Source organism: Massilia sp. 05N420 (assembly GCF_056397205.1).
In genome coordinates, this window is record NZ_JBFTMX010000024.1 from 21,429 (window position 1) to 45,241 (window position 23,813).

A 23,813-nucleotide genomic window follows, 5' to 3' on the forward strand; every position below is an offset into this window, starting at 1 on the left:
GACAATGAAAACCCAAGCTACCCTGATGCTGGCCCTCGCGGCCCTGTTCCCGGCCGCCGCATTCGCCCAGGCCAGCGTGACCGTCTACGGCTCCGTCGATGCCGGATTGCGCTACCAGACCAATGTCGACGCCGAAGGCCACGGCATGTGGACCACGAGCTCCGGCAATTACTACTCGAACCGGCTGGGCTTTCGCGGCGTGGAGCAGCTCGGCAATGGGCTGAACGCGCACTTCCAGCTGGAGAGCGGCTTCAACAGCAAGACCGGCGCCCTGGACAACACCAACAACGTCCTGTTCAACCGTACCGCCGCGGTCGGGCTGGGCGGCAGCTGGGGTTCGATCGACATCGGCCGCCAGTACACGATCGGCTTCCGGACCGAGAAATTCCTCGACCCCTTCGATCACCACTACACGCCCATCGTGCCGTTGTCCTCGGGCGCCGGTACCAGCTTGCCGGCGGCGGCGAAAACGGCCGGCCTGAGCGCATCGTCGTCGTCCGGCACGCGCTTCAACAACGACATCCAGTACACCGGCAGCTTCGACGGCCTGACCCTGCGCGCCGAATACGCGCCGGGCGAAGTCGCGGGAGATGCCGGGAAGGGGACGGCGAAGGCAGTGGGCTTCAGCTACGCCAAGGGAATGCTGCTGGCGGCGGGTGCCTGGACGGACAAGCAGACCACCACCGGCTTCGACAATCACGCCTTCGTGGTGGGCGGCGGCGTCAAGGTCCATGCCTTCACCGTCAAGGCCGGCCTGTCGCGCGAACGCCAGGAGACCGCGAGCGCGGGCAGCTACCAGTTGGAGACGCGCTTCGGCGGCGTCAACTACCAGGTCAACCAGCCGGTGGAAGTCACCGCCGCCTTCTATCGCTCGGACTACGACAGCCGCACGGGCGGCGGCCGGCGCGACCTGACCCTGGTGGGCGCTGCGTACCACTTTTCGAAGCTGACCAACCTGTATGCGGAGGTCGACTTCAACCGCTATGACGACGCCCTGGTCCCGTCGACCAAGCAGACCTCCCAGCGCGCGGTGCAGCTGGGCGTGATGAAGATGTTCTGAGGTCCGGGAGAGACCGTCCAGGCTTCAGGCCGCCGGCCGTAGGGAGGCCGGCGGCGTGATCGGCAGCCGGATGGTGAAAGTCGTCCYGGCCTCGGGCGTCGATGCGACCTCGATGCGTCCGCCGTGCTTGTTGATGACGCTGTAGGACAGCGACAAGCCCAGTCCCGTGCCGCTGCCGACCGGCTTGGTGGTGAAGAAGGGTTCGAAGATGCGGTTCATGTTCTGCGCCGGGATGCCGCAACCGGTGTCGCTGATCGCCACCCACACCCAGTCGCCGTCGACCCCGGTGGCGATGGTGATCACGCCGCGCTCGCGAATCGCCTGGGCGGCGTCGACGAGCAGGTTCATGAACACCTGGTTCAGTTGCGAAGCCAGGCACTTCACTTCGGGCAGCTTGCCGTAGCGCCGCTCGGCCGTGGCCTTGTACTTGATCTCGTTGGCGACGATGGTCAGGGTCGTCTCGAGGCCGGTGTGCAGGTCGGCGAAATGCCAGTCGGTTTCGCCCATGTGCGAAAAGTCCTTGAGCGACTACACGATGTCCCGGACCCGCTTGAGCCCATCCAGCGACTCGTTCACCAGGTCGCCGATGTCTTCCTGCAGGTACGCGAGATCCGCATCGCGGTTGATTGCCTCGGGCGCCGGCGGCGGGCTGCACGCGAAGGATTCGACTTCTTCAAACCGCATGGCCATGGCGGATTCGGCGGACGATGAAAGCACGATTCCATTATCGCGGCGAACGATAAATACGGAACGCATTCTTGATTTTTCCGCAAGGCAATATTGCGAAATATGGCCCCGATACAACAAAAAAGCCGCCCGAAGGCGGCTTGTCGTCGCTGGCGGGCGCCAGGATCAATAGGTGTAGAACATGCGCTGGATTTCTCTGGTGCTGTTCGTTTTGGTCAGCGCCAGCATCAAGAGGATGCGCGCCTTCTGCGGATTCAGCGTGTCCGAGACGACGAAGTCGAGCTGGTCGTCGTTGGCTTCGCCGTTGCGCGCCACGATGCCCTGGCCGACGCGGCTCGAACGCACGACGACCACGCCCTTTTCGCGCGCGGCGGAGAGGGCCGGGCGCACCTTGTTCGGCAGGCTGCCGTCGCCCACGCCGGCGTGGACCAGGCCCCTGGCGCCGGCGGCGACGAAGGCGTTGACCGCGGTCGGACCGACGTTGGCGTAGCTGTAGGCGATCTCCACGGCCGGCAGCGACGTCAGGTTCGACACGTCGAACTCGGTGTCGACGGTGTGCTTGCGGGTCGAGGCGCGGTAGAAGTGCGGCTGGTTGCCGACCACATAGCCCAGCATGCCCAGCTCCGGCGACTTGAAGGTGTCGGTGGTGACGGTGTTGGTCTTGGTGACTTCGCGCGCGGCGTTGATCTGGTCGTTCATCACCACCAGCACGCCTTTGCCCACCGCTTCCTGGCTGCCGGCGGTCAGCACGGCGTTGTACAGGTTGATCGGGCCGTCGGCCGAGATCGCGGTCGAGGGACGCATCGCGCCGACCACCACGACGGGCTTCCTGCTTTTGACGACCAAGTCCAGGAAGTAGGCGGTTTCCTCGATGGTGTCGGTGCCGTGGGTGATCACGATGCCGTCCACGTTCGGCTGGGCCAGCAGGGCGTTGACGCGCTTGGCCAGGATCAGCCACTGCTCGTTGCCCATGTTCTCGCTGGCGATCTGGAACACCTGCTCGCCGCTCACGTGGGCGACCTTCTGCAGTTCCGGCACCGCCTTGATCAGGGCGTCGACGCCGACCGTGGCGGCGGTATAGCCGACCGTGGTGGTGCTGGTGGCGCCGGTGCCGGCGATGGTGCCGCCGGTGGCGAGGATGACCACGTTCGGCAGTTTGGCCGGGGCGGCGGTCTGGGCCTGGGCGGCGAGGGCGAACAGGCAGAGGAAGAGCGCGAACAGCGTGCGCGCGGATTTCAGGTAAGTCATATGGTCTCCAGAAAAGCGTCGCCCCCGCGCAGGCGGGGCCCAAGTTCTGCGTGAGCTAACAAGACGCATGCAAACTTGGGCCCCCGCCTGCGCGGGGGCGACGGATGAAAATCAGCGCAGCGGCGACGTCGCAATATCCGTGCCGGCCGCCTTCGGGTCGCTCAGCTCGCCTTCCCACTTCGCGACCACGGCGGTGGCGATGCCGTTGCCGATCACGTTGGTGGCCGAGCGCGCCATGTCCAGGAAGTGGTCGATGCCCAGCAGGAGCAGCAGGCCGGCTTCCGGAATGTGGAACTGGTTCAGGGTCGCGGCGATCACCACCAGCGAAGCGCGCGGCACGCCGGCCATGCCCTTCGAGGTCAGCATCAGCACCAGCATCATGGTCAGCTGGGTCGACAGCGGCACTTCGATGCCGTAGGCCTGGGCGATGAAGATGGTGGCGAAGGTGCAGTACATCATCGAACCATCGAGATTGAACGAGTAGCCGATCGGCAGCACGAAGGCGGCCAGGCGGTTCTTCACGCCGAAGCGCTCCAGGCCTTCCAGGGTTTTCGGGAAGGCGGCTTCCGACGAGGCGCAGGTGAAGGCCAGGATGGTCGGTTCGCGCAGTTCGCGCAGCAGCTGCAGGATGCGCGGGCCGACGAACAGGATGCCGATCGCGATCAGCACGATCCACAGCAGCGCGATGCCGAGGTAGAACTCGCCCATGAACACGCCGTAGGTCGACAGCACGCCGACGCCGCTCTTGGCGATCACGCTGGCGACCGCCGCGAACACCGCGACCGGCGCGAAGTTCATGACGTAGCCGGTTACCTTCAGCATCACGTGGGCGGCGCCGTCGATGGCGTCGATCAGCGGGGTGGCGCGCGCGCCCACGGCGGCGGCGCCGGTGCCGAAGAAGATCGAGAAGATCACGATCTGCAGGATCTCGTTCTTGGCCATGCCGTCGGCGATCGAGGTCGGCACCAGGTGGGTGATGAATTCCTTGAGCGTCAGGCCGGTCACGGCGATGCCCGAGGATTCGGTCACGGCCGGCAGGTGGCCGGCGGCGGCCATCGCGTCGCCCGGACGGAACAGGTTCACCAGGATCAGGCCCAGGGTCAGCGAGAGGATCGAGGCGATGATGAACCAGCCCAGCGCCTTGACGCCGATGCGGCCCACCTCGGAGGCGTCGCCCATCTTGGCGATGCCGACCACCAGGGTCGAGAACACCAGCGGCGCGATGATCATCTTGATCAGGCGGAGGAAGAGGGTGGTTACCAGCGACAGCGTGTCGGCGAAGCCGGCAGCGCTTTCCAGGTAATTGTGTGCGAAGTAGCCGACGGCGATGCCAAGCACCAGCCCCACGAGGATGTAAGTGGTCAGGCGATTACGATTATTCATAGGGTTCCTTCCGGTGATGGCGGTGCGACGGAAAACAGGGGCGATCGTCCGACCTGTTCCGCTGACTTTTCTGGCGCGGTACTGACAATCTTGGCAAGTTCCGCAGTATCCTAGGGGCCGATGGTGCTGTCAAGCACGCCCAAGGCACACAACTATATGATTGAAATAGACAATGTCAGCAAGTGGTATGGCAGCTTCCAGGTGCTCAGCGATTGCAGCACGCGGGTGGCGCGGGGCGACGTGGTGGTGGTGTGCGGCCCCTCCGGTTCCGGCAAATCGACCCTGATCAAGACCGTCAACGGCCTCGAGCCCTTCCAGCAGGGCAGCATCCACGTCGACGGCACCTCGGTCGGCGACCCGGCCACCCGGCTGCCGGCGCTACGCGCGCGGATCGGCATGGTGTTCCAGAACTTCGAGCTGTTCCCCCACCTGTCGGTGCGCGACAACCTGAACCTGGCCCAGATGAAGGTGCTGAAGCGCTCGCGCGAGGAGGCGACCGCCAACGGCCTGAAATACCTGGAGCGGGTCGGCCTGCTGGCGCACCAGGACAAGTTCCCCAGCCAGCTCTCGGGCGGCCAGCAGCAGCGCGTGGCGATCGCGCGCGCGCTGGCGATGGACCCGGTGGCGATGCTGTTCGACGAGCCGACCTCCGCCCTCGATCCGGAGATGGTGGGCGAGGTGCTGGACGTGATGACGGGCCTGGCCCAGGACGGCATGACCATGATGGTGGTGACCCACGAGATGGGTTTTGCGCGCCGGGTGGCCGACCGCATCCTGTTCATGGACCACGGCCGCATCGTCGAGGAAAGCGCCAAGGACGATTTCTTCGACGCGCCGAAGTCGGAGCGGGCGCGCGAATTCCTCGCGCGGATCATTCACTGACTAGAGCGCGCCGGCACAGCGCCAGCAGCGCCTCGATGCCCTCGGTGCGGTACTTCTGCCGGTGCAGCACGATGTGCAGCGGCCGCACCAGGCGCAGGAAGGGCGTCTCCACCAGCGCCAGGCTGCCGCGTTCTACTTCGCCGGCCAGGGTGGTCGAGGACAGGCAGGAGATCCCGATCCCGCTTTCCACCGCCCGCTTGATCGCCTCGGTGCCGCCCAGCTCCATCGCCAGCGCGATCTCGCCCAGCTGGCCGGTCAAGAGCTGCTCGACCACCTCGCGCGTGCCCGAGCCGCGCTCGCGCAGGATCCAGCGCGCACGCCGCAAGGTGTCGATGCTGGCGCCGCCCGGCCGGGCCAGCGGATCGTCCGGCCGCACGCACACCGCCAGCTGGTCTTGGCGCCAGGCGATGGATTCGATGTCCGCGTGCAGGCAGGGGCCTTCGACGAAGCCGACGTCGATCTCGAAGCGCAGCAGTGCATCCAGCACCTGCTGGGTATTGCCGACGTCCAGCCGCAGCTGGCTGCTCGGCCGCGCCGTCTGGAACTGTCCGATCAGGCGCGGCAGCAGGTAGTTGCCGATGGTGGAGCTGGCGCCCAGGCGCAGGTTCACCGCGCGCCCGCCTTCATGGAACAGCTGTTCCATCTCCGCCGCCCGCTCGACCATCTCGACCGCCTTCGGGTACAGCACCCGGCCGTCGCCGTTCAGCACGAGCCGCTTGCCGACCCGGTCGAACAGCCGGGTGCCGAGCTGGCGCTCGAAATCGGCCAGGGCCATGCTGGCCGCCGACTGGGTCAGGCCGATCGCGGCGGCGGCCTGGGTCACGCTGCCTTTGCGGGCGGTGGCGACGAAGACTTCGAACTGCCTGAGGGTCGTGTGGAGCATTGCTTATCAGTTATGCTGATTAATCATATCAATATAACTTGTTTTTCTTATGAATGGGAAATGTTTAACCTGCATGGGTACAACAGGAGAAACCCATGCCTCACCCATCCCGCCCTTGTCTTCCCTACGTCCACGGCCTCGCGCTGGCGGCGCTGCTCGCCGCGCTGGCGATGTGGGGCGCCGCGCTGCCGGTATTCCAGCGCCTCGGCCTCAGCGCGCTGACCCTCGCCATCGTCGCCGGCATCGTGCTCGGCAACACGGTCTTCCCGCGCATCGCGCCCTTCAGCCAGGAAGGCGTCGACTTCGCCCGCAACCGCCTGCTGCGCCTGGGAATCGTGCTGTACGGCTTTCGCATCACCTTCCAGCAGATCGGCCACATCGGCTGGGCCGGCGTGCTGATCGACGCGCTGGTGATCGTCGCCACCTTCACTCTGGCGGTGCAATTGGGCACCCGGGCGTTCGGGCTGGACCGCCAGACCGCGATGCTGATCGGCGCCGGCAGCGCGATCTGCGGCGCCGCCGCCGTGATGGCGGCCGAGCCGGTGGTGCGCGGCCAGGCGCACAAGGTGTCGGTGGCGGTGGCGACCGTGGTCGTGTTCGGCACCTTGTCGATGTTCGTGTATCCGCTGCTGTATCCCTGGCTGCACCTGTCCGAGACCGCCTACGGCCTGTATGCCGGTTCGACCATCCACGAGGTGGCCCAGGTGGTGGTGGCCGGACGCGCCGTCAGCGAAGCCGCGGCCTCGAGCGCCGTGATCGAGAAGATGCTGCGGGTGATGATGCTGGCGCCCTTCCTGGTCGTCCTGAGCAGCCGCCTCGGCGCCGAAGAGGGAACCGAAGCTGCCGCCAGGCGCCGCATCACCATTCCCTGGTTCGCGCTGTTGTTCGTCGGCGCCAGCGGCCTGAATTCGCTGCGGCTGCTGCCGGCCGGCCTGGTCGACGCCATCCTGCAGCTCGACACCGTGCTGCTGGCGATGGCGATGGCGGCCCTCGGCCTGCGCACCCACGTCGGCGCGATCCGCCAGGCGGGCATCAAGCCGATCCTGCTGGCCAGCGTGCTGTTCCTGTTCCTGGTGGTCGGCGGCTACCTGATCAACCGCCTGGTCACCATGATCGCCTGATTCAGCGGCGTCCTTCGACGACGGGACTGGACAGCGTTCCCAGGAATGCGGCCAGGTCGCGCACCTCGCTGTCGCTCAGGCGCAGCGGTTTCAGTTCGCTGTGTCCGGCGGCGGCGGCCGGCGCGCGGCGGTAATGCTCCAGCACCTCGCCCAGCGACGCCAGCTGGCCCGCGTGCATATACGGCGCCCGCGCTGCCGCATTGCGCAGGCCGGGCACCTTGAAGGCGCCGTCCAGCGTGTGGTCGTCGGCCGACAGGAAGCGCAACTCCTCGCACTGTTCCGGTTTGGCGTCGCTGTAGGGGCCGAGGCAGTTGAATTCGTCCCTCAGGAGTTGCGTCAGCGCCGCGCCGCGGCCGAAGTCCGGCTTGCCCGGCGTGCGCGGAGCGATGCCGGTGTTGTGGAACTGCTGGTCGCTGAACAGCGGGCCGTTATGGCAGGTCACGCATTGCGCCTTGCCGATGAACAGGCGCAGGCCGTTCTTTTCCTGCGCGCTCAGGCGCTGCGGCGCCGCCGGGTCGGCGTGCAGCAGGTCTTCGATATAGCCGTCGAGCCGCGACTCGCCGTAGTGCAGCGTCTTCTCGTAGGCGGCGATCGCCTTGCCGAGGTTGGCGAACACGCGCGACACCGCACGCCGGTCGTCCTCGCGCATCGCGGCCCAGGCGGCGCGCTGCGCCGGCGTGCCCAGCGGACCGCCTTCCGCCGGCAGCCGGCTCAGGTCCGGCATGGGACCGAACAGCGCTTCGTACTGCGCGCGGTAGTGGGCGCGCACCAGGTGGGCATAGGCCAGGCGGCTGCCGCCGTGCTCGAGCTGGTCTTCGAGCGGACCGAGGGCCTGCGACCACAGGCTGTCCTTGCGGCCATCCCAGAAGGTGAAGGGCGCATGGCCGGCTTCGGCCAGCGGCATCGTGCGGCGCCGGCCGGTGCCGACGCCTTGGCCCAGCGGCCGGCCGTCCTGGAACTGCTTGTCCGGCTGGTGGCAGCTGGCGCAGGACACCGCGCCGTTGCGGCTGAAGCGGGTGTCGGCGAACACCTGCTTCCCGAGCTGCACGGCGTCCGGCCTGGCCTCGACCGCATTCGAGGGGTCTGGCGCTGGCGGCGCCAGTTGGCTCAGCCTGAGCGTGGACAGGATCTGCAGTTCGCCGTCGCTCCAGCCATCCCGGCCGGCCGAGGTGAATGCGGCGAGCGCGGCGCCCGTGGCCAGCAGGGCGGCCAGCGCCAGCAGGAGCTTCCGGAAAGGCGCTTTCACGGCCGGCCTCAGCGCGCCGCCAGCCGCCCGCCGCGGCCGTCGACGATGGTGTTGAAGGTGACGGTGTCGCTGCCCGCGGCGCCGTCGATCTTCAGCTTGATCTCCCACCAGCCGGTCATGCTGAACTTCATGCCTTCCATCAGGTAGCGGCCGGCGCCGAGCTGGCGGGTGACGCGCGGCCGCGTCGGCAGGCCGTGGCCGTGCTGGGGCATGCCGCCGTCGACCGCGATTTTCAGGCCGTCGACGGGCTGGCCGGACGGCGAGCTGACGTCGACTTCCCAGGCGTGGATGCGGTTCAGGTCGGCAGGGCCGTCGACCGGACGGATGTCGACCACGTAGCGCTGGTTGGCGGTGGTCCGGTGCGTGGACAGGTCCAGGTCGCTAGGTGGGGACATGCAGCCCRCCAGGAAGGACAGCGACAGGAAGGCCAGCAGCGGCAGGATTTTCTTGGTAACCATGATGTGCTTTCAAAAGTGAGGTGGATCGGAACCCTCACTTTCGAGCTTCCCATCATTGGAAGGTCAAGGGGTCAATCAAACATTTTTTATGATGAGGCTGATGCCGCCGATCACCAGCACGCCCCAGATCGCCTGCACCACCCGCGCCGCCGGCAGCCGGCTGTGCAGGTGATTGCCGAGCCACAGGCCGCCCATCGCGAACGGGAACAGGAGCGCGGCCAGCACCAGCAGCGTATGGTTGCGATACAGACCGGCGCTCGAGAACAGGGCCAGGCGCGCCAGGCCGCTGAAGAAGATCACGCCGCTGATGGTGGCGCGCAGCACCAGCTTGTCGCGCAGGCGGCGCGTCAGGTAGATCGTGTAGAAGGGGCCGCCGGTGCCGAACATGGCGGTGAACATGCCGCCGACCACGCCGAAGGGGAGGACCCAGCCGGCGCCGAGCGGTTTCGGCGGCTGCCGCAGCAGCAGGCTCCAGGCCGAATAGCAGAGGATGAAGGCGCCCAGCACCACCAGCAGCACGCGCTCCGGCGCCCGCACCAGCGCGAACACGCCCAGGCCCATCCCGGCCAGCATGAAGGGAATCAGGCGCAGCACTTCGCGGCGCTCGATCGTCTTCAGGTTCTTCAGGCCCAGCAGCAGGCCGGCGCTCAGGTCGAATACCAGCATCAGCGGCACCGCCATGCGCAGCGGGATCAGTTGCACCAGCAGCGGCATCGCCGTGACCGAGGAGCCGAAGCCGGTCAGGCCGAACACGGTGTAGGCGAAGACGATGATGAGCGCCAGCGGCGCGACCGTGCCGAAATCGAGATCCATGCCGATAGTCGAATAGTGAATAGCTAAATTTTATCTTCTTCTATCGATTTAGTTCTTTTAGGAAACGTATCGTGCGCGAGCCGTGCCGGGCGCGTGCCGTCTTCCATACGTGCAGGTAAAATGCCGGGGTTCGCAATCCGAGAGCCGCCATGTCCATCATCGAATCCCCCGACACCATCACCCTCATCCGCCCCGACGACTGGCACCTGCACCTGCGCGACGGTGCGCAGATGGCCAGCGTGCTGCCGCACACCGCGCGCCAGTTCGCCCGCGCGATCGTCATGCCGAACCTGAAGCCGCCGGTCACCACCGCTGCCGACGCAGCCGCCTACCGCGACCGCATCCTGGCCGCGCTGCCGGAAGGCATGCAGTTCGAGCCGCTGATGACCCTGTACCTGACCGACAACACGGACCCGGACGAGATCCGCCGCGCCCAGGACACCGGCTTCATCCACGCCGTCAAGCTCTACCCGGCCGGCGCCACCACCAACTCGGCGGCCGGCGTGACCGACCTGCGCAAGTGCTACAAGACCCTCGAGGTGATGCAGGAACTCGACATGCCGCTGCTGGTGCATGGCGAAGTGACCAACCACGAGATCGACCTGTTCGACCGCGAAGCCGTGTTCATCGAGCGCGTGATGCGCCCGCTGCGCCGCGATTTCCCGGAACTGAAGATCGTGTTCGAGCACATCACCACGCGCGACGCCGCCCAGTACGTGGCCGAGGCCGAAGGCCCGATCGCGGCCACCATCACGGCCCACCACCTGCTGTACAACCGCAACGAGATCTTCAAGGGCGGCATCAACCCGCACTACTACTGCCTGCCGGTGCTCAAGCGCGAGGAACACCGCCTGGCGCTGGTGACCGCCGCCACCAGCGGCGACGAGCGCTTCTTCCTCGGCACCGACTCGGCCCCGCACGCCGTGCACGCCAAGGAAAGCGCCTGCGGCTGCGCCGGCTGCTACACCGCCCTGCACGCGATGGAGCTGTACGCCACCGCCTTCGAACAGGCCGGCGCACTGGACAAGCTGGAGGCTTTCGCCAGCCTGAACGGCCCGAACTTCTATGGCCTGCCGGTCAACGAGGGCAGCATCACCCTCAAGCGCGAAACCTGGACCATCCCGCCGAGCGTGCCGATGGGCGAACACCAGCTGGTGCCGCTCGACGCCGGCCAGCAGCTCCACTGGAAGATGCTGTAAGCAGGAATGTTCGAGCAGTTCGAGCAGATCGGGTGGGCGCAGCCGTGGTATGACGCGGTGCGCCCGGCCTTCGACAGCCTGGAGCCGGCCGCGGGTTCAGCTGATCATTTCATCGACCGCTTCAATGCGAATGCGGCCCGCCTCCAGCTGCAGAACCACCGCGGCCAGCCTGTCCGCTTCGTGCCCCAGGCCGCGCTGCCGCCCAACACCGCCTACGAAGAATTCATCGGCGCCACCGGCTGCGTGCCGACGCGCGAGAACCTGCACGACTTCTTCAACGGCCTGGTGTGGCAAACCTTCCCGCTCATCAAGCGCGAGCTGAACGCACTACAGGCGGCGCAGATCGCCGCCGCCGGCATCAAGCAGTCGCGCGGACCGGCGCGCGATGCCGCCACCATCTTCGACGAGAACGCCGCCCTGCTGGTGGTGCGTGACACCGGCGATGGCCGCGCCCTGGTCGAGGGTCTGCGCGGCCACCGGTGGCACGACACGCTGTACCTGCGGCGCGCCGCGTTCGAGCGCGATGCCGAGGTCTGGCTGTTCGGCCACGCCCTGATGGAAAAGCTGGTGGCGCCGCGCAAGGCGATCACGGCGCACACGCGGGTGCTGTTCGCGCCCGATGCCTGGTTCGGCCTGGCCTGGGACGACCGGCGCGCCTGGATCGACATGCAGGTGGCCGCCCAGCTGTGCACCGAGGGCCTAGCCACGTCCGGCTTCACCCCGCTGCCGGTGCTGGGCGTACCCGGCTGGTGGCCGCAGCAGGACGAGGCGTTTTATCTCGACCAGACCGTATTCCGGCCCAAGCGGCCGGCCAAAGAGCTGACTTAGGAGGAAACATGACTGATGTGGTCCGCTGGGGCATTCTCGGTACCGGGAAGATCGCCAAGGCCTTCGCCAATGCGCTGAAGGATACGCCGGGGGCGGTGCTCGCCGGCGTCGGCTCGCGCAGCTTGCCGGGCGCGCAAGGCTTCGCCGACGAATTCGGCGGCACCGCTTACGGCTCCTACGAGGAGCTGGCGCAGGCGCCTGACGTCGACCTGATCTACGTGGGCACGCCGCATTCCGCCCACGTCGACAACGTGCGCATGGCCCTGAACGCCGGCAAGGGCGTGCTGTGCGAGAAGCCCTTCACCATGAACCGCGCCGAGGCCGAAGAACTGGTGGCGCTGGCGCGCGCGAAAAACCTGTTCCTGATGGAGGCGATGTGGACCCGCTTCATGCCGGCGCTGGCGGAAGTGCGGCGCGTGGTCGACTCCGGCGAGATCGGCAAGGTGACGCAGGTGATCGCCGACCTGGGCTTCAAGGCCGACTTCGGCCATGAACACCGCGTGTTCAATCCGGTGCTGGGCGGCGGCGCGCTGCTCGACCTGGGCATCTATCCGCTGTCGATCGCGGTGGCGCTGCTGGGCCCGGTGGAATCGGTCGCGGCCCAGGCCGAACTCGGCCCCACCGGCGTCGACGAACAGACCGGCTTCGTGCTGCGCCACCGCGGCGGCGGCATGTCGATGTGCAGCTGCTCGCTGCGCGCGCGCCTGCCGAGCGAGCTGACGATCGCCGGCGAACGCGGCCACGTGCGCATGAACACCATGTTCCACCGCGCCCAGACGGTGACGGTGGTGCGTGCCGACGGCATCAACCGCACCATGCCCACGCCTTTCCTGGGCAACGGCTATGTGCACGAGGCGATCGAGGCCCAGCGTTGCTGGCAGGCCGGCCTGATCGAGAGCCCCGGCATGCCGCATGAAGACACGCTGGCCCTGATGGGCGTGATGGACGAAGTGCGGCGCCAGATCGGCGTGCACTACGCGGCCGACGACGGCACCGCCAAGGAATAACCAACAAGGAGAAAAACCATGAAACGCGATCCCCGTACCACCAGCCGCATGCGGCGCCTGAACGCACGCCAGCGCAAGAAGGCGCGCGTCGGCGAATTCAAGGAGCACTGCTTCGACATCGAATTCGTGTTCCACAGCCCGATGCGCGGCGAACCTTACCACGACTTCATCAACGATTTCTTCGGCTTCCTGGAGCAGCGCGGCCTGCTGGGCGGCGGCTTCGGCGGCAAGGAGCCGTTCAGCGAGACCGAAGGCGTGATCGCCAACATCGAGCGCGGCTCGCCCGCCGAGGAAGACCGCGAGGCGGTGGTGCAGTGGCTGCGCGCCCGTCCGGAAGTCGTCGACGCCCGTGCCAAGGACTTCAAGGACGCCTGGCACGGCTACGGCTTCTGATTGCCTCCGATTGTAAGCATTTGTCAGCGCGGTAAGGCTTTGTAAGGAGCGTCAACAGGACAGTGAGGGTCCTCGTTTTAGGGACAAGTGACACGCAAACGACGTGCACTCCGAACCCGATAACCCTGAGGACCCTTCATCATGAAAAAGACCATCGCTACCCTGATCGCCGGCCTGTTCGCTACCGCAGCATTCGCAGCACAGACTCCTGCCACCACGACGCCGGCGGCTACCACCCCGGCAGTGGCGAAGACGGAAGTGAAAGAGACCAAGGCTGCGACCAAGGCTGCGACCAAGGCCGACGTCAAGGCTGAAGTCAAGGAAGCCAAGGCCGACGCCAAGGAAGCCAAGGCCGATGCCAAGGAAGCCAAGGAAGTCGCCGCCAAGGCCGACGTGAAGGAAGCCAAGGCCGAGCACAAGGCTGTCCACAAGACCGCTCACAAGACCGCCCACAAGACCAAGAAAGCTGCGCACAAGGACACCACCGTCGCCGCAGCGACCCCGGAAGCTGTCGCCACGCCGGCACCGGCTACCAAGTAATCCCTGATGCCGATTTACGCACGGCGGCCGATGGCGGCTGCCGCGCGGCTTCCCTGACTACACGAGACAAAACCTGAGGATCGCACCATGAAAAAGACCATCGCTACCCTGATCGCCGGCCTGTTCGCTACCGCAGCATTCGCGGCACAAACTCCCGCCACCACGACGCCGACGGCTACCACGCCGGCAGTGGCGAAGGCCGAAGCCAAGCAAGAAAAGCAGGCTGCGAAGGCTGAAGTGAAAGAAACCAAGGCTGCGGCCAAGGCAGACGTCAAGGAAGCCAAGGCCGATGCCAAGGCCGAAGTAAAAGAAGCCAAGGCCGACGCCAAGGAAACCAAGGAAGCCGCCAAGGCGGACGTGAAGGTCGCCAAGGCAGAGCACAAGGCCGCCAAGACCCATCACAAGGCTGCGGTCAAGGCCGAAGCGCACAAGGACACCACGGTCGCTGCCGCTACGCCGGCCAAGTAAGCCCGCCCTTTGTATGTCGTTTCCGGCATTGCCGGAAACGACTTCGCGCTTTCGCGGGAATGACGTTTTACGGGCAGCCGGCGTGAAATGCATATCCGGATTTGTTTGACATCGCGAACGGAAGCAATCGATACTTTTCGCTATCCGTTCCCCCGGTGTCCGACAAACGAAAGGAAGCCCCATGCTCCGCCGTGCCATCCTGCTCGCCGCCTGCCTGTGCGCAGCCCAACCCAGCTTCGCGGACCCGGTGCCGGTCCCCGCCGACAAATCAGCCTACGTGGGCGAATGGATCGGCGAGAAGATGCGGCTGAAGATACAGCAGAACGGCCAGGTCGAATACAAGCGCGACCGGCCGGGCAAGAACGTGGATCTCCACGTCGACCTGCAGGGCTTCAACGGCGACAATTTCGACGTCGGGGTCAGCCTGGTCCGCTCCACCTTCGTGGTCAGCAAGCCGCCGCACCGCGAGGGCGGCAAGTGGAAGATGACGGTGGACGGCGTCGACCTGACCAAGGTGAACTGAGAGCCTGGGCCGCCATCAGGCCGCGGCCGGCGTCGACGCCGCCCGGCGTGCGCCGAAGACCACCCAGGCCGCCAGCGCCAGCTCGATCACGTTGGCGGCGCGCTCCACCAGGAATACCGTCGACGCGGCGGCGTCCTGCACCTTCGAATACATCATGCACAGGTTCAGCACCATGTGCAGCACCACGCAGAGCCACAGGCTGCCGCTGCGGTAGCGCACGGCGGTGAACATCATGCCGGCGATCGAGGTCACCACCATCTTCCAGCAGGCGGTCTTCCAGTCGGTGTCCATGAAGCCGTGGATCAGGTGCATGGCGCCGAACAGCAGGCCGTTCAGCACGATGGCGCGCCATACCGGCAGCGACAGCAGCAGCGCGAAGATCACGCCGCGAAACAGCAGCTCCTCGCCGAAGGCGTTGAAGAGCTGGATCGTGAAGTCGGAGAGGATCTTGCCGCCGTCGGCGCTGCGCAGGCCCCAGGGCAGGAACAGCGCGGCGGTCGACAGGCTGGCCAGGAACACCGGTTCCGGGCGGATGCGGCCCAGGCCGAGCGCCAGCCGCTTCCACAAGCCGAAGGCATGGGCCAGCATCAGCGGATAGACGATGGTCGAGGCGAAGGCGAGCAGCTTGACCTTGCCGTAGGCTTCGGGCGGGGCCAGGCTGAAGCCGAACTTGAGGATCAGGATCGTCAGCAGGAACTGGCCGACGGCGCAGGCGATGGCGAAGGGAACCGGGGTCTCGTTGTGATAAGTGGATTGCATGGCGCGTCTCGTTGTTGTTGTATTGACGTGCGCACTGTAATGAAAGGCGCTGTGCCGGGCGGTCCGTTTGCGACAGACGGCAGAAATCGCGGAACAGGCCGTCTTTACAACAGGTGTACATTAGGGCCTACGACAACGCGGAGGAGCCTCGAAATGAAAAACACGACCGCCATCCTGATCGCCGGCCTGTTCGCCGGCACCGCATTCGCCCAGACCGCGCCTGCCCCGGTGCCGGGCCAGACCACCACGCCGGATTCGAGCACCTCGCCGGAAGTCGCCAAGGCCGCCGCCGCCCACGAGAAGGACGCCACCAAGGATGCCAAGTCCGATGCCCGGCAAAAGAAGGACGCTGCGAAGCCCGCCACCGGCAAGGGAAAAGGCAAGAGCAAGCCGACCCGGGCCAAGATCAAGGTCCCGCCCGACAACGGCCATACGAGCAAGGAAGACCCGACAGCTTAGAACCTATCCCGGTTCTTAGACCTTGAGGAACTCTTCCCGTCCGCCCAGCCAGCGCAGCAGGTGGGCGTCGACGACGGCATCAAGCTCCGGCCGGTCGGAGCCCAGCAGCCAGGCGGCGACGTCGCGCGCCTGTTCGACGATCCACTGGTCGGTCTCCAGGTTGGCGAAGCGCAGCATGGCTTCGCCGGACTGGCGCGCGCCGAGGAATTCGCCGGGGCCGCGGATCTCGAGGTCGCGGCGGGCGATCTCGAAGCCGTCGGTCGTCTCGCGCATCGTCATCAGGCGCTGCTTGGCCACCTGGCCGAGCGGGCTCTGATACAGCAGCAGGCACACGCTGGCCGCCGAACCGCGGCCCACGCGCCCGCGCAGCTGGTGCAGCTGCGAGAGGCCGAAGCGCTCGGCGTGCTCGATCACCATCAGCGAGGCGTTCGGCACGTCGACCCCGACCTCGATCACGGTGGTGGCCACCAGTACGTGCACCTCGCCTCTTGAAAAGGCGTCCATGATGACCTGCTTTTCCGCCGGCTTCATGCGGCCGTGGACCAGGCCGACCACCAGGTCGGGCAGGGAAGCGGCCAGGGTCTCGAAGGTGTCGGTGGCGGTCTGCAGCTGCAGCGCTTCCGACTCTTCGATCAGCGGACAGACCCAGTAGACCTGGCGTCCCTCCAGCGCGGCGGCGTGCACGCGCTCGATCACCTCGTCGCGGCGGTTCTGGTCGATCGCGCGGGTGACGATCGGCGTGCGGCCCGGCGGCAGCTCGTCGATCACGGACACTTCCAGGTCGGCGTAATAGGTCATCGCCAGGGTGCGCGGGATCGGCGTGGCCGACATCATCAACTGGTGCGGCACCAGGCCGTCGCTGCCCTTGTTGCGCAGGGTGAGGCGCTGGCCGACGCCGAAGCGGTGCTGTTCGTCGACCAGCACCAGGCCCAGCTTCGCGAACTGCACCGAGTCCTGAATCAAGGCGTGCGTGCCGATCACCAGGTTGGCTTCGCCCGATTCCGCCATCTCGCTGGCGGCCTGCTTTTCCTTCTTTTTCAGGCTGCCGGTCAGCCAGGCCACCTTCACGCCCAGCGGTTCCATCCAGGCCGCGATCTTGCGGAAGTGCTGCTCGGCCAGGATCTCGGTCGGCGCCATCAGGGCCGCCTGGTAGCCGCTGTCGATGGCCTGGGCGGCCGCCAGCGCGGCGACCACGGTCTTGCCGCTGCCGACGTCGCCCTGCAGCAGGCGCTGCATCGGATAACCCTCGCGCAGGTCCTTGCTGATTTCCTGCACCACGCGCTGCTGGGCATTGGTCAGCTGGAAGGGCAGGGCCTTCAGGAAGGCCTCGGACAGCGCGCCGACGCTGGTGAGCTGGGGCGCGCCCTTTTCGCGGCGTGCCTGCTGGGCGCGTTTCAGTGACAGCTGCTGGGCCAGCAGTTCGTCGAACTTCACCCGGGTCCAGGCCGGGTGGGTCTTTTCGATCAGTGCGTTCTCGTCGACGTCCGGCGGCGGATAGTGCAGCAGGCGCACCGCCGGCTGGAACTCGGCCAGCGACAGTTTTTCGCGCACCGCGCGCGGCACGGTGTCGGTCCAGTCGACCCGCTTCATGGCATCGGAAATTGCGCGCCTCAGCACGGTCTGCGACAGGCCTTCGCCGGACGGGTAGACCGGCGTCAGGGAAGTCGGCAGGGGCGCGCCTTCGTTGACGACTTTATAAACGGGATGGACCATCTCGGCGCCGAAGAAGCCGTGGCGCACCTCGCCGCGCGCCCGCACGCGGGTGCCTTCGGCCAGCTGCTTGACCTGGCTGCCGTAGAAATTCATGAAGCGCAGCTGGATGTCCGAGGTCTCGTCGGCGATCGAGACCAGCAGCTGCTTGCGCGGCTTGTACGTGATTTCGTTTTTGCTAACGATGCCTTCGACTTGCGAGACGTGGCCGCCGCGCAGGCAGGCCTCGCGGATCGGCACGATCTCGGTTTCGTCCTCGTAGCGCATCGGCAGATGCAGCACCAGGTCCATGTCGGTGCGCAGGCCGAGCTTGGCGAGTTTGCTCTCGATGGTCTTCTGAACCGGGGTTGTTGCGGGCTTGGCTGCGGCTTTGTCTTTGGTTGCGGGCATAAAGGCTGGTGTAAAATAGAGGGTTCGCCGCATACGCTTGAGCTTATATTGTAAGGCTCCTGGCACTGTTTTCCCATCATGAGCAGAATCTACTCCCTCTCCGATTTCGATTTCGACCTGCCCGACGAGCGCATCGCCCAGGTGCCGCTGCCGGATCGCAGCGCTTCGCGCCTGCTGCAGCTCGACGGCGACCGCATCACGGATCGCACATTTTCAGATATCGTCGACCAGCTTGCCGCCGGCGACGTGCTGGTGATGAACAATACCCGCGTGCTGAAGGCGCGCTTCTTCGGCCAGAAGGAATCCGGCGGCCAGGTCGAGGTGCTGGTCGAGCGCGTGCTCGACAACCGCACCGTGCTGGCGCAGGTCCGCGCGTCCAAGTCGCCCAAGCCGGGCAACCGCATCCGCCTGGCCGATGCCTTCGACGTCACCACCGGCGAACGGGCCGGCGAGTTCTTCACGCTCCACTTCGAAGGCGACGTGTTCGAGCTGATCGAGGCCCACGGCCGCCTGCCGCTGCCGCCCTATATCGCCCACGACGCCGACGAATTCGACGAGCAGCGTTACCAGACCGTCTATTCATCGGCGCCGGGTGCTGTCGCCGCGCCGACCGCCGGCCTGCACTTCGACCAGCCGCTGCTGGACAAGCTGGCCGCCAAGGGCGTGAACATCGCCTACGTCACCCTGCACGTGGGCGCCGGCACCTTCCAGCCGGTGCGGGTCGAGAACCTGGCCGAGCACAATATGCACAGCGAGTGGTACACGATCTCCTCGGCGACCGTCGATGCGGTACGCGCCGCGCAGGCCGCCGGCCGCGACGTGGTGGCGGTCGGCACGACCTCGCTGCGCGCGCTGGAGTCGGCCTCCCAGTCCGGCAGCCTGCAGGCCGGCAGCGGCGACACCCGCCTGTTCATCACCCCGGGTTACCAGTTCAAGACGGTGACCCGCCTGATCACGAACTTCCACCTGCCCAAGTCGACCCTGATGATGCTGGTCTCGGCCTTTGCCGGCTACGACGAGATCCGCAAGGCCTATGCACACGCGATCGCCAGCGAATACCGCTTCTTCAGCTATGGCGATGCGATGCTGCTAACCCGGAAAAATTAATCCAATATGCTGGAATTTACCCTTCTCAAAAAAGATACGAGCGGCCTGTCGCATGCGCGCCGCGGCCGCCTGAAACTCAACCACGGCACCATCGAGACCCCGATCTTCATGCCGGTCGGGACCTACGGTTCGGTCAAGGCGATGGACCCGCTTGAACTGAAGGAAGTCGGCTCGCAGATCATCCTCGGTAACACCTTCCACCTGTGGCTGCGCCCGGGCACCGAGGTCATGGACAAGTTCGGCGGCCTGCACGGCTTCATGGGCTGGGACAAGCCGATCCTGACCGATTCCGGCGGCTTTCAGGTGTTCTCGCTGGGCGCGATGCGCAAGATTACGGAAGAGGGCGTGAAGTTCGCCTCGCCGATCGACGGTTCGCGCCAGTTCCTGTCGCCGGAAATCTCGATGCAGATCCAGCGCTCGCTGAATTCGGACATCGTGATGCAGTTCGACGAATGCACCCCTTACGAGATCGACGGCCGTCCGGCCACCGCTGATGAAGCGGCCAAGTCGATGCGCATGTCGCTGCGCTGGGCCCAGCGCTCGATGAACGAGTTCAAGCGTGGCGAGAACCCGAACGCGCTGTTCGGCATCGTCCAGGGCGGTATGTACGAGCGCCTGCGCGACGAATCGCTGGCCGCCCTGGAAGACATCGACTTCCCGGGCCTGGCGATCGGCGGCCTGTCGGTGGGCGAGCCGAAGGAAGACATGATGCGCATCCTCGAGCACGTCGGCCCGCGCCTGCCCGAGAACAAGCCCCACTACCTGATGGGCGTCGGTACGCCGGAAGACCTGGTGGCCGGCGTGGCCAACGGCGTCGACATGTTCGACTGCGTGATGCCGACCCGAAACGCGCGCAACGGCTGGCTGTTCACCCGTTTCGGCGATCTCAAGATCAAGAACGCGCGTTACAAGGATGACACGGCGCCGCTGGACGAGAGCTGCACCTGCTACTGCTGCAAGAATTTTTCGCGCGCCTACCTGCACCACCTGCACCGCTCGAAAGAGATCCTGGGCGCGCGCCTGAACACCATCCACAACCTGCACTACTACCTTAACCTGATGCAGGAAATCCGCGATGCGATCGATGCCGACCGCTTCCACGAATTCCGCCTGCAGTTCAACGCCGACCGCGCCCGCGGGGTGTAATCCCCAGGGTGGGCACACCGTGCCCACGCGTAAATATCGCTGCACGTGGGCACGGTGTGCCCACCCTACTTGTAATTTACGCAACCGCTCCCACATGGCCGGAAACTGGCTGTTGACAGTTTGCGGGTGCTAGAATACAGCGCTTGTTTTTTCACATTCTTATAAATCGGAGTCCTTGTGTTCATTTCCAACGCTTATGCGCAAACCACCGCCGGCGCCGCCGACCCTGGCATCATGGGCAGCCTGACGACGTTCGCGCCGATCATCATCATGTTCGTGGTCATGTACTTCATCATGATCCGTCCGCAGCAGAAGCGCCAGAAAGAAATGAAGTCGATGATGGAGGCGCTGGCCAAGGGCGACGAAGTGATCACCATCGGTGGCGTGCTGGGCCGCGTGTCCAAGGTCGCCGACGCCTATGTCACCATCGAGGTGGCTGCCGGTACCGAAATCGTGGTGCAGAAGAACGCCGTCACCACCCTGCTGCCGAAGGGCACCCTGAAGGCCCTGTAACCAGCCTTGCGGCTTCGGCCGCACCCGCTCAATTCTGAACGCTGGAACATCATGAATCGCTATCCCCTCTGGAAGTACATACTGATCCTCGTGGCGGTGCTGCTGGGCCTCCTGTACACGGCGCCGAACTATTTCGTCGATTCGCCGGCGCTGCAGGTCACCACCTCGAAGGCGACGGTCAAGATCAACAGCGACACCGTGGCCCAGGTGACCGCGGCGCTCAAGCGCGACGGCATCCCGCCGGAAGCCGTGAGCCTGGAAGGCTCGGGTGACACGACCGCCGTGCGGTCGCGCTTCGCGTCCACCGACGCCCAGTTCAAGGCCAAGTCGGCCCTTGAGCGCGACCTCAACCGCGACCCGACCGATCCGGACTACATCGTCACCGTCAACCTGGCGAAGAACACCCCGATGTGGATGCAGAAGCTGGGCGCGCAGGCGATGAACCTGGGCCTGGACCTGCGCGGCGGCGTGCACTTCCTGCTGCAGGTGGACTCCAAGGCGGTCCAGGAAAACCGCATCAAGAGCCTGCAAACGACCATCCGCAGCCAGCTGCGCGACAAGAACGTGCGCCACGCCGGCATCGACCGCGTCGGCAACCGCATCGAGGTCCGCTTCCGCGACGCCGACACCCGTGTCCAGGCGCGCAACGTGCTGGCCCAGGATCCGGACCTGACCTTCGCCGACACCACCGACGGTACCGACCTGAAGCTGGTCGTGACCCTGAAGGCGGAAGCGCTGCAGCGTGCCGTGGAAGAGGGCGTGAAGCAGAACATCTCGACCCTGGGCAAGCGTATCAATGAACTCGGCACCACCGAGCCGGTGATCCAGCAGCAGGGCCGCGACCGCATCGTGGTGCAGCTGCCGGGCGTGCAGGACGTGGCCCATGCGAAAGACATCATCGGCCGCACCGCGACCCTGGAATTCCGCACCGTCGACGATACCGTCACCCCGGGCACCGAGCTGAGCGCCGCGGTTCCGCTGAACTCGGAACTGTTCACCACCGGTCCGGGCGCCCCGGCCGTGGTGTCGAAGGACGTCTTCCTGGGCGGTGACTCGATCACCAGCGCGACCGCCAGCTTCGACCAGCAGAACCAGCAGCCGGTCGTCAGCATCAGCCTGAACGGCGAAGGCGGCCGCAAGATGCGCCAGATGACCCGCGAGCGCGTCGGCAAGCGCATGGCGGTGCTGCTGAAGGAAAAAGGCAAGTACACCGTGCTGTCGAACGCGACCATCCAGGGTGAATTCGGTTCGTCCTTCCAGATCACCGGCATGCCGTCGGCGGAGAAGGCGGCCGAACTGGCCCTGCTGCTGCGCTCGGGCGCGCTGTCGGCGCCGATGGAATTCGTCGAGGAACGCGTGGTCGGTCCGCAACTGGGCGCCGAGAACATCTCCAAGGGCCTGCACTCGACCGTGTGGGGCTTCGTGGCGATCGCGATCTTCATGATCATCTACTACCAGCTGTTCGGCTTCTTCAGCGTGGTGGCGCTGGCCTGCAACCTGCTGTTCCTGCTGAGCCTCCTGTCGATGCTGCAAGTCACGCTGACCCTGCCGGGTATCGCCGCAATCGCGCTGGCACTCGGTATGGCGATCGACGCCAACGTGCTGATCAATGAGCGCATCCGCGAGGAACTGCGTGCCGGTAACACGCCGCAGGCGGCGATCTCGGCCGGCTTCAGCCACGCCTGGGCGACCATCCTGGACTCGAACGTGACCACCCTGATCGTCGGCGTGGCCCTGCTGGTCTTCGGTTCGGGCGCGGTGCGCGGCTTCGCGGTCGTGCACTGCCTGGGCATCCTGACCTCGATGTTCTCGGCCGTGTTCCTGTCGCGCGGCGTCGTGAACCTGTGGTACGGACGCAAGAAGAAGCTGGGCAAGATCGCCATCGGTACCGTCTGGGAACCGGGCATCACGGCAGCGGGCGCCAAGTCCGCGGCCAAGAAATAAGCAGCGAGGAAAGCCATGGAATTTTTCAAGATTAAACGGGACATCCCGTTCATGCGCCACGCGTTGATCTTCAACGTGATTTCGGCGCTGACCTTCGTTGCCGCGGTGTTCTTCCTGGTGACCCGGCCGCTGCACTACTCGGTGGAATTCACCGGCGGCACCACCATGGAACTGCGCTACCCGCACGCGGCCGACCTGGAGAAAATCCGCAGCAGCCTGGAAAAGCTGGGCTACGAACATCCGGAAGCGACGCCGTTCGGCACCGCCCAGGACGTCCTGCTGCGCCTGCCGATCCGCAAGGACCTGCCGGGCGCGACCGCCTCGGCCACGGTGTTCAACGGCCTGTGCGCCGCCGAGAACGGCACGACCAGGCAGGTCCAGCAGACCACTGACAAGGGCGAGACCGTCACCCGCAGCACCTGCGTCAATGCGGCCGGCGCCGAAGCCGTGCACCTGCAGCGCGTCGAATTCGTCGGCCCTTCGGTCGGCGACGAGCTGGCGCAGAACGGCCTGAACGCGCTGATCATGGTGGTGATCGGCGTGGTGATCTACCTTGCCGTGCGCTTCGAGTGGAAATTCGCGGTGGCGGCCATCGTCGCCAACCTGCACGACGTCGTGATCATCCTGGGCTTCTTCGCCTTCTTCCAGTGGGAATTCTCGCTGACCGTGCTGGCCGCGGTGCTGGYGGTGCTGGGCTACTCCGTCAACGAATCGGTCGTGATCTTCGACCGGATCCGCGAGACCTTCCGCAAGCAGCGCAAGATGAGCGTGACCGAGGTCATCGACCACGCGATCACCAGCACCATCTCGCGTACCATCATCACCCACGGTTGTACCGAGATGATGGTGCTGTCGATGCTGTTCTTCGGCGGCCAGGCCCTGCATTACTTCGCCGTGGCGCTGACGATCGGTATCCTGTTCGGTATCTATTCGTCCGTGTTCGTGGCGGCCGCGATCGCCATGTGGCTGGGCGTCAAGCGCGAAGACCTGATCAAGCCGATCAAGGAACGCGACGAGACCGACGGCGCCGTCGTGTAATCGCCGTC

Annotated in this window: 26 protein-coding genes; 16 read left to right on the forward strand and 10 right to left on the reverse strand. The window is 65.9% G+C overall.

From position 1 onward, the window contains the following. The first annotated feature begins 4 nt into the window (after positions 1 to 4). On the forward strand, positions 5 to 1,060 hold the full coding sequence (locus AC1DIX_RS16585; RefSeq protein ID WP_442123976.1) for a porin: 1,056 nt from the start codon (positions 5 to 7) through the stop codon (positions 1,058 to 1,060). A 24-nt stretch (positions 1,061 to 1,084) separates the two neighbouring features. Here AC1DIX_RS16585 and AC1DIX_RS16590 read toward each other — a convergent pair whose 3' ends face one another. The 4 genes from AC1DIX_RS16590 to AC1DIX_RS16605 all read right to left on the reverse strand — a co-directional run bounded on the left by AC1DIX_RS16590 (position 1,085) and on the right by AC1DIX_RS16605 (position 4,378). After that, a complete protein-coding gene (locus tag AC1DIX_RS16590; protein WP_477325799.1) occupies positions 1,085 to 1,567 on the reverse strand; it encodes a sensor histidine kinase in 483 nt (160 codons plus the stop codon). A gap of 21 nt (positions 1,568 to 1,588) precedes the next feature. Continuing rightward, complete coding sequence (locus AC1DIX_RS16595; protein WP_477325801.1) at positions 1,589 to 1,816, reverse strand: hypothetical protein; 228 nt, start codon at positions 1,814 to 1,816, stop codon at positions 1,589 to 1,591. Between the two features lie 96 nt (positions 1,817 to 1,912). Then, positions 1,913 to 2,995, reverse strand: a complete 1,083-nt coding sequence (locus AC1DIX_RS16600) for a type II asparaginase (protein ID WP_442123975.1) — start codon at positions 2,993 to 2,995, stop codon at positions 1,913 to 1,915. 111 nt (positions 2,996 to 3,106) lie between these two features. Then, positions 3,107 to 4,378 (reverse strand): dicarboxylate/amino acid:cation symporter, encoded by a 1,272-nt coding sequence (locus AC1DIX_RS16605; protein WP_442123974.1) that lies wholly within the window; start codon positions 4,376 to 4,378, stop codon positions 3,107 to 3,109. Between the two features lie 156 nt (positions 4,379 to 4,534). On the opposite strand from AC1DIX_RS16605, the gene AC1DIX_RS16610 reads away from it, so the two are divergent. After that, positions 4,535 to 5,260: an amino acid ABC transporter ATP-binding protein gene (locus AC1DIX_RS16610; protein WP_442123973.1), complete on the forward strand. Its 726-nt coding sequence runs from the start codon at positions 4,535 to 4,537 to the stop codon at positions 5,258 to 5,260. Here AC1DIX_RS16610 and AC1DIX_RS16615 read toward each other — a convergent pair. Continuing rightward, positions 5,250 to 6,143 (reverse strand): LysR family transcriptional regulator, encoded by an 894-nt coding sequence (locus AC1DIX_RS16615; protein ID WP_477325803.1) that lies wholly within the window; start codon positions 6,141 to 6,143, stop codon positions 5,250 to 5,252. The two genes, AC1DIX_RS16610 and AC1DIX_RS16615, sit on opposite strands and share 11 nt — an antisense overlap. Positions 6,144 to 6,238: 95 nt before the next feature. Between AC1DIX_RS16615 and AC1DIX_RS16620 the strand changes: the two genes are divergently transcribed. Then, positions 6,239 to 7,264 (forward strand): YeiH family protein, encoded by a 1,026-nt coding sequence (locus AC1DIX_RS16620; protein ID WP_477325805.1) that lies wholly within the window; start codon positions 6,239 to 6,241, stop codon positions 7,262 to 7,264. Between the two features lies 1 nt (position 7,265). Here the strand turns inward: AC1DIX_RS16620 and AC1DIX_RS16625 are convergent, their stop codons facing one another. From AC1DIX_RS16625 to AC1DIX_RS16635, 3 genes are all read right to left on the reverse strand, one after another. Continuing rightward, positions 7,266 to 8,510 (reverse strand): cytochrome-c peroxidase, encoded by a 1,245-nt coding sequence (locus tag AC1DIX_RS16625; protein WP_477325807.1) that lies wholly within the window; start codon positions 8,508 to 8,510, stop codon positions 7,266 to 7,268. Positions 8,511 to 8,518: 8 nt separating this feature from the next. Next, positions 8,519 to 8,968: a FixH family protein gene (locus AC1DIX_RS16630; RefSeq protein ID WP_477325809.1), complete on the reverse strand. Its 450-nt coding sequence runs from the start codon at positions 8,966 to 8,968 to the stop codon at positions 8,519 to 8,521. Between the two features lie 75 nt (positions 8,969 to 9,043). Beyond that, on the reverse strand, positions 9,044 to 9,781 hold the full coding sequence (locus AC1DIX_RS16635; RefSeq protein ID WP_442123968.1) for a sulfite exporter TauE/SafE family protein: 738 nt from the start codon (positions 9,779 to 9,781) through the stop codon (positions 9,044 to 9,046). 149 nt (positions 9,782 to 9,930) lie between these two features. On the opposite strand from AC1DIX_RS16635, the gene pyrC reads away from it, so the two are divergent. From pyrC to AC1DIX_RS16670, 7 genes are all read left to right on the forward strand, one after another. Continuing rightward, complete coding sequence (gene pyrC / locus AC1DIX_RS16640) at positions 9,931 to 10,980, forward strand: dihydroorotase (protein WP_477325811.1); 1,050 nt, start codon at positions 9,931 to 9,933, stop codon at positions 10,978 to 10,980. 6 nt (positions 10,981 to 10,986) lie between these two features. Continuing rightward, positions 10,987 to 11,808 carry a DUF3025 domain-containing protein gene (locus tag AC1DIX_RS16645; RefSeq protein WP_477325813.1) on the forward strand — a complete coding sequence of 274 codons (822 nt, stop codon included), beginning with the start codon at positions 10,987 to 10,989 and terminating at the stop codon, positions 11,806 to 11,808. Positions 11,809 to 11,816: 8 nt separating this feature from the next. Further along, a complete protein-coding gene (locus AC1DIX_RS16650; RefSeq protein WP_477325815.1) occupies positions 11,817 to 12,815 on the forward strand; it encodes a Gfo/Idh/MocA family protein in 999 nt (332 codons plus the stop codon). Between the two features lie 18 nt (positions 12,816 to 12,833). After that, a complete protein-coding gene (locus AC1DIX_RS16655; protein ID WP_477325817.1) occupies positions 12,834 to 13,208 on the forward strand; it encodes a 50S ribosome-binding protein YggL in 375 nt (124 codons plus the stop codon). A gap of 141 nt (positions 13,209 to 13,349) precedes the next feature. Beyond that, positions 13,350 to 13,748 (forward strand): hypothetical protein, encoded by a 399-nt coding sequence (locus AC1DIX_RS16660; RefSeq protein ID WP_477325819.1) that lies wholly within the window; start codon positions 13,350 to 13,352, stop codon positions 13,746 to 13,748. A gap of 87 nt (positions 13,749 to 13,835) precedes the next feature. Continuing rightward, on the forward strand, positions 13,836 to 14,216 hold the full coding sequence (locus AC1DIX_RS16665; protein ID WP_477325821.1) for a hypothetical protein: 381 nt from the start codon (positions 13,836 to 13,838) through the stop codon (positions 14,214 to 14,216). A gap of 181 nt (positions 14,217 to 14,397) precedes the next feature. Further along, positions 14,398 to 14,739, forward strand: a complete 342-nt coding sequence (locus tag AC1DIX_RS16670) for a hypothetical protein (RefSeq protein ID WP_442123961.1) — start codon at positions 14,398 to 14,400, stop codon at positions 14,737 to 14,739. Between the two features lie 15 nt (positions 14,740 to 14,754). On the opposite strand, the gene AC1DIX_RS16675 is transcribed toward AC1DIX_RS16670, so the two are convergent. Beyond that, positions 14,755 to 15,498 carry a lysostaphin resistance A-like protein gene (locus tag AC1DIX_RS16675; protein ID WP_477325823.1) on the reverse strand — a complete coding sequence of 248 codons (744 nt, stop codon included), beginning with the start codon at positions 15,496 to 15,498 and terminating at the stop codon, positions 14,755 to 14,757. A 153-nt stretch (positions 15,499 to 15,651) separates the two neighbouring features. Between AC1DIX_RS16675 and AC1DIX_RS16680 the strand changes: the two genes are divergently transcribed. Beyond that, positions 15,652 to 15,957, forward strand: a complete 306-nt coding sequence (locus AC1DIX_RS16680) for a hypothetical protein (RefSeq protein ID WP_477325825.1) — start codon at positions 15,652 to 15,654, stop codon at positions 15,955 to 15,957. A 15-nt stretch (positions 15,958 to 15,972) separates the two neighbouring features. Here the strand turns inward: AC1DIX_RS16680 and recG are convergent, their stop codons facing one another. Further along, positions 15,973 to 18,057 (reverse strand): ATP-dependent DNA helicase RecG, encoded by a 2,085-nt coding sequence (gene recG, locus AC1DIX_RS16685; RefSeq protein ID WP_477325827.1) that lies wholly within the window; start codon positions 18,055 to 18,057, stop codon positions 15,973 to 15,975. Positions 18,058 to 18,144: 87 nt separating this feature from the next. Between recG and queA the strand changes: the two genes are divergently transcribed. The 5 genes from queA (at position 18,145) to secF (ending at position 23,805) form a co-directional block, all read left to right on the forward strand. Further along, positions 18,145 to 19,164, forward strand: coding sequence for a tRNA preQ1(34) S-adenosylmethionine ribosyltransferase-isomerase QueA (gene queA / locus AC1DIX_RS16690; RefSeq protein ID WP_442123994.1), 1,020 nt, complete (start codon positions 18,145 to 18,147; stop codon positions 19,162 to 19,164). A 6-nt stretch (positions 19,165 to 19,170) separates the two neighbouring features. Further along, a complete protein-coding gene (gene tgt / locus AC1DIX_RS16695; RefSeq protein WP_477325829.1) occupies positions 19,171 to 20,310 on the forward strand; it encodes a tRNA guanosine(34) transglycosylase Tgt in 1,140 nt (379 codons plus the stop codon). 177 nt (positions 20,311 to 20,487) lie between these two features. Continuing rightward, a complete protein-coding gene (yajC, locus tag AC1DIX_RS16700) occupies positions 20,488 to 20,823 on the forward strand; it encodes a preprotein translocase subunit YajC (protein WP_477325831.1) in 336 nt (111 codons plus the stop codon). A gap of 51 nt (positions 20,824 to 20,874) precedes the next feature. Further along, the gene (secD, locus tag AC1DIX_RS16705) at positions 20,875 to 22,767 is read left to right on the forward strand and encodes a protein translocase subunit SecD (protein ID WP_477325833.1); all 1,893 of its coding nucleotides are present in this window, start codon (positions 20,875 to 20,877) and stop codon (positions 22,765 to 22,767) included. 15 nt (positions 22,768 to 22,782) lie between these two features. Further along, positions 22,783 to 23,805 carry a protein translocase subunit SecF gene (gene secF / locus AC1DIX_RS16710; protein ID WP_477325835.1) on the forward strand — a complete coding sequence of 341 codons (1,023 nt, stop codon included), beginning with the start codon at positions 22,783 to 22,785 and terminating at the stop codon, positions 23,803 to 23,805. The last annotated feature ends 8 nt before the right edge of the window (positions 23,806 to 23,813 follow it).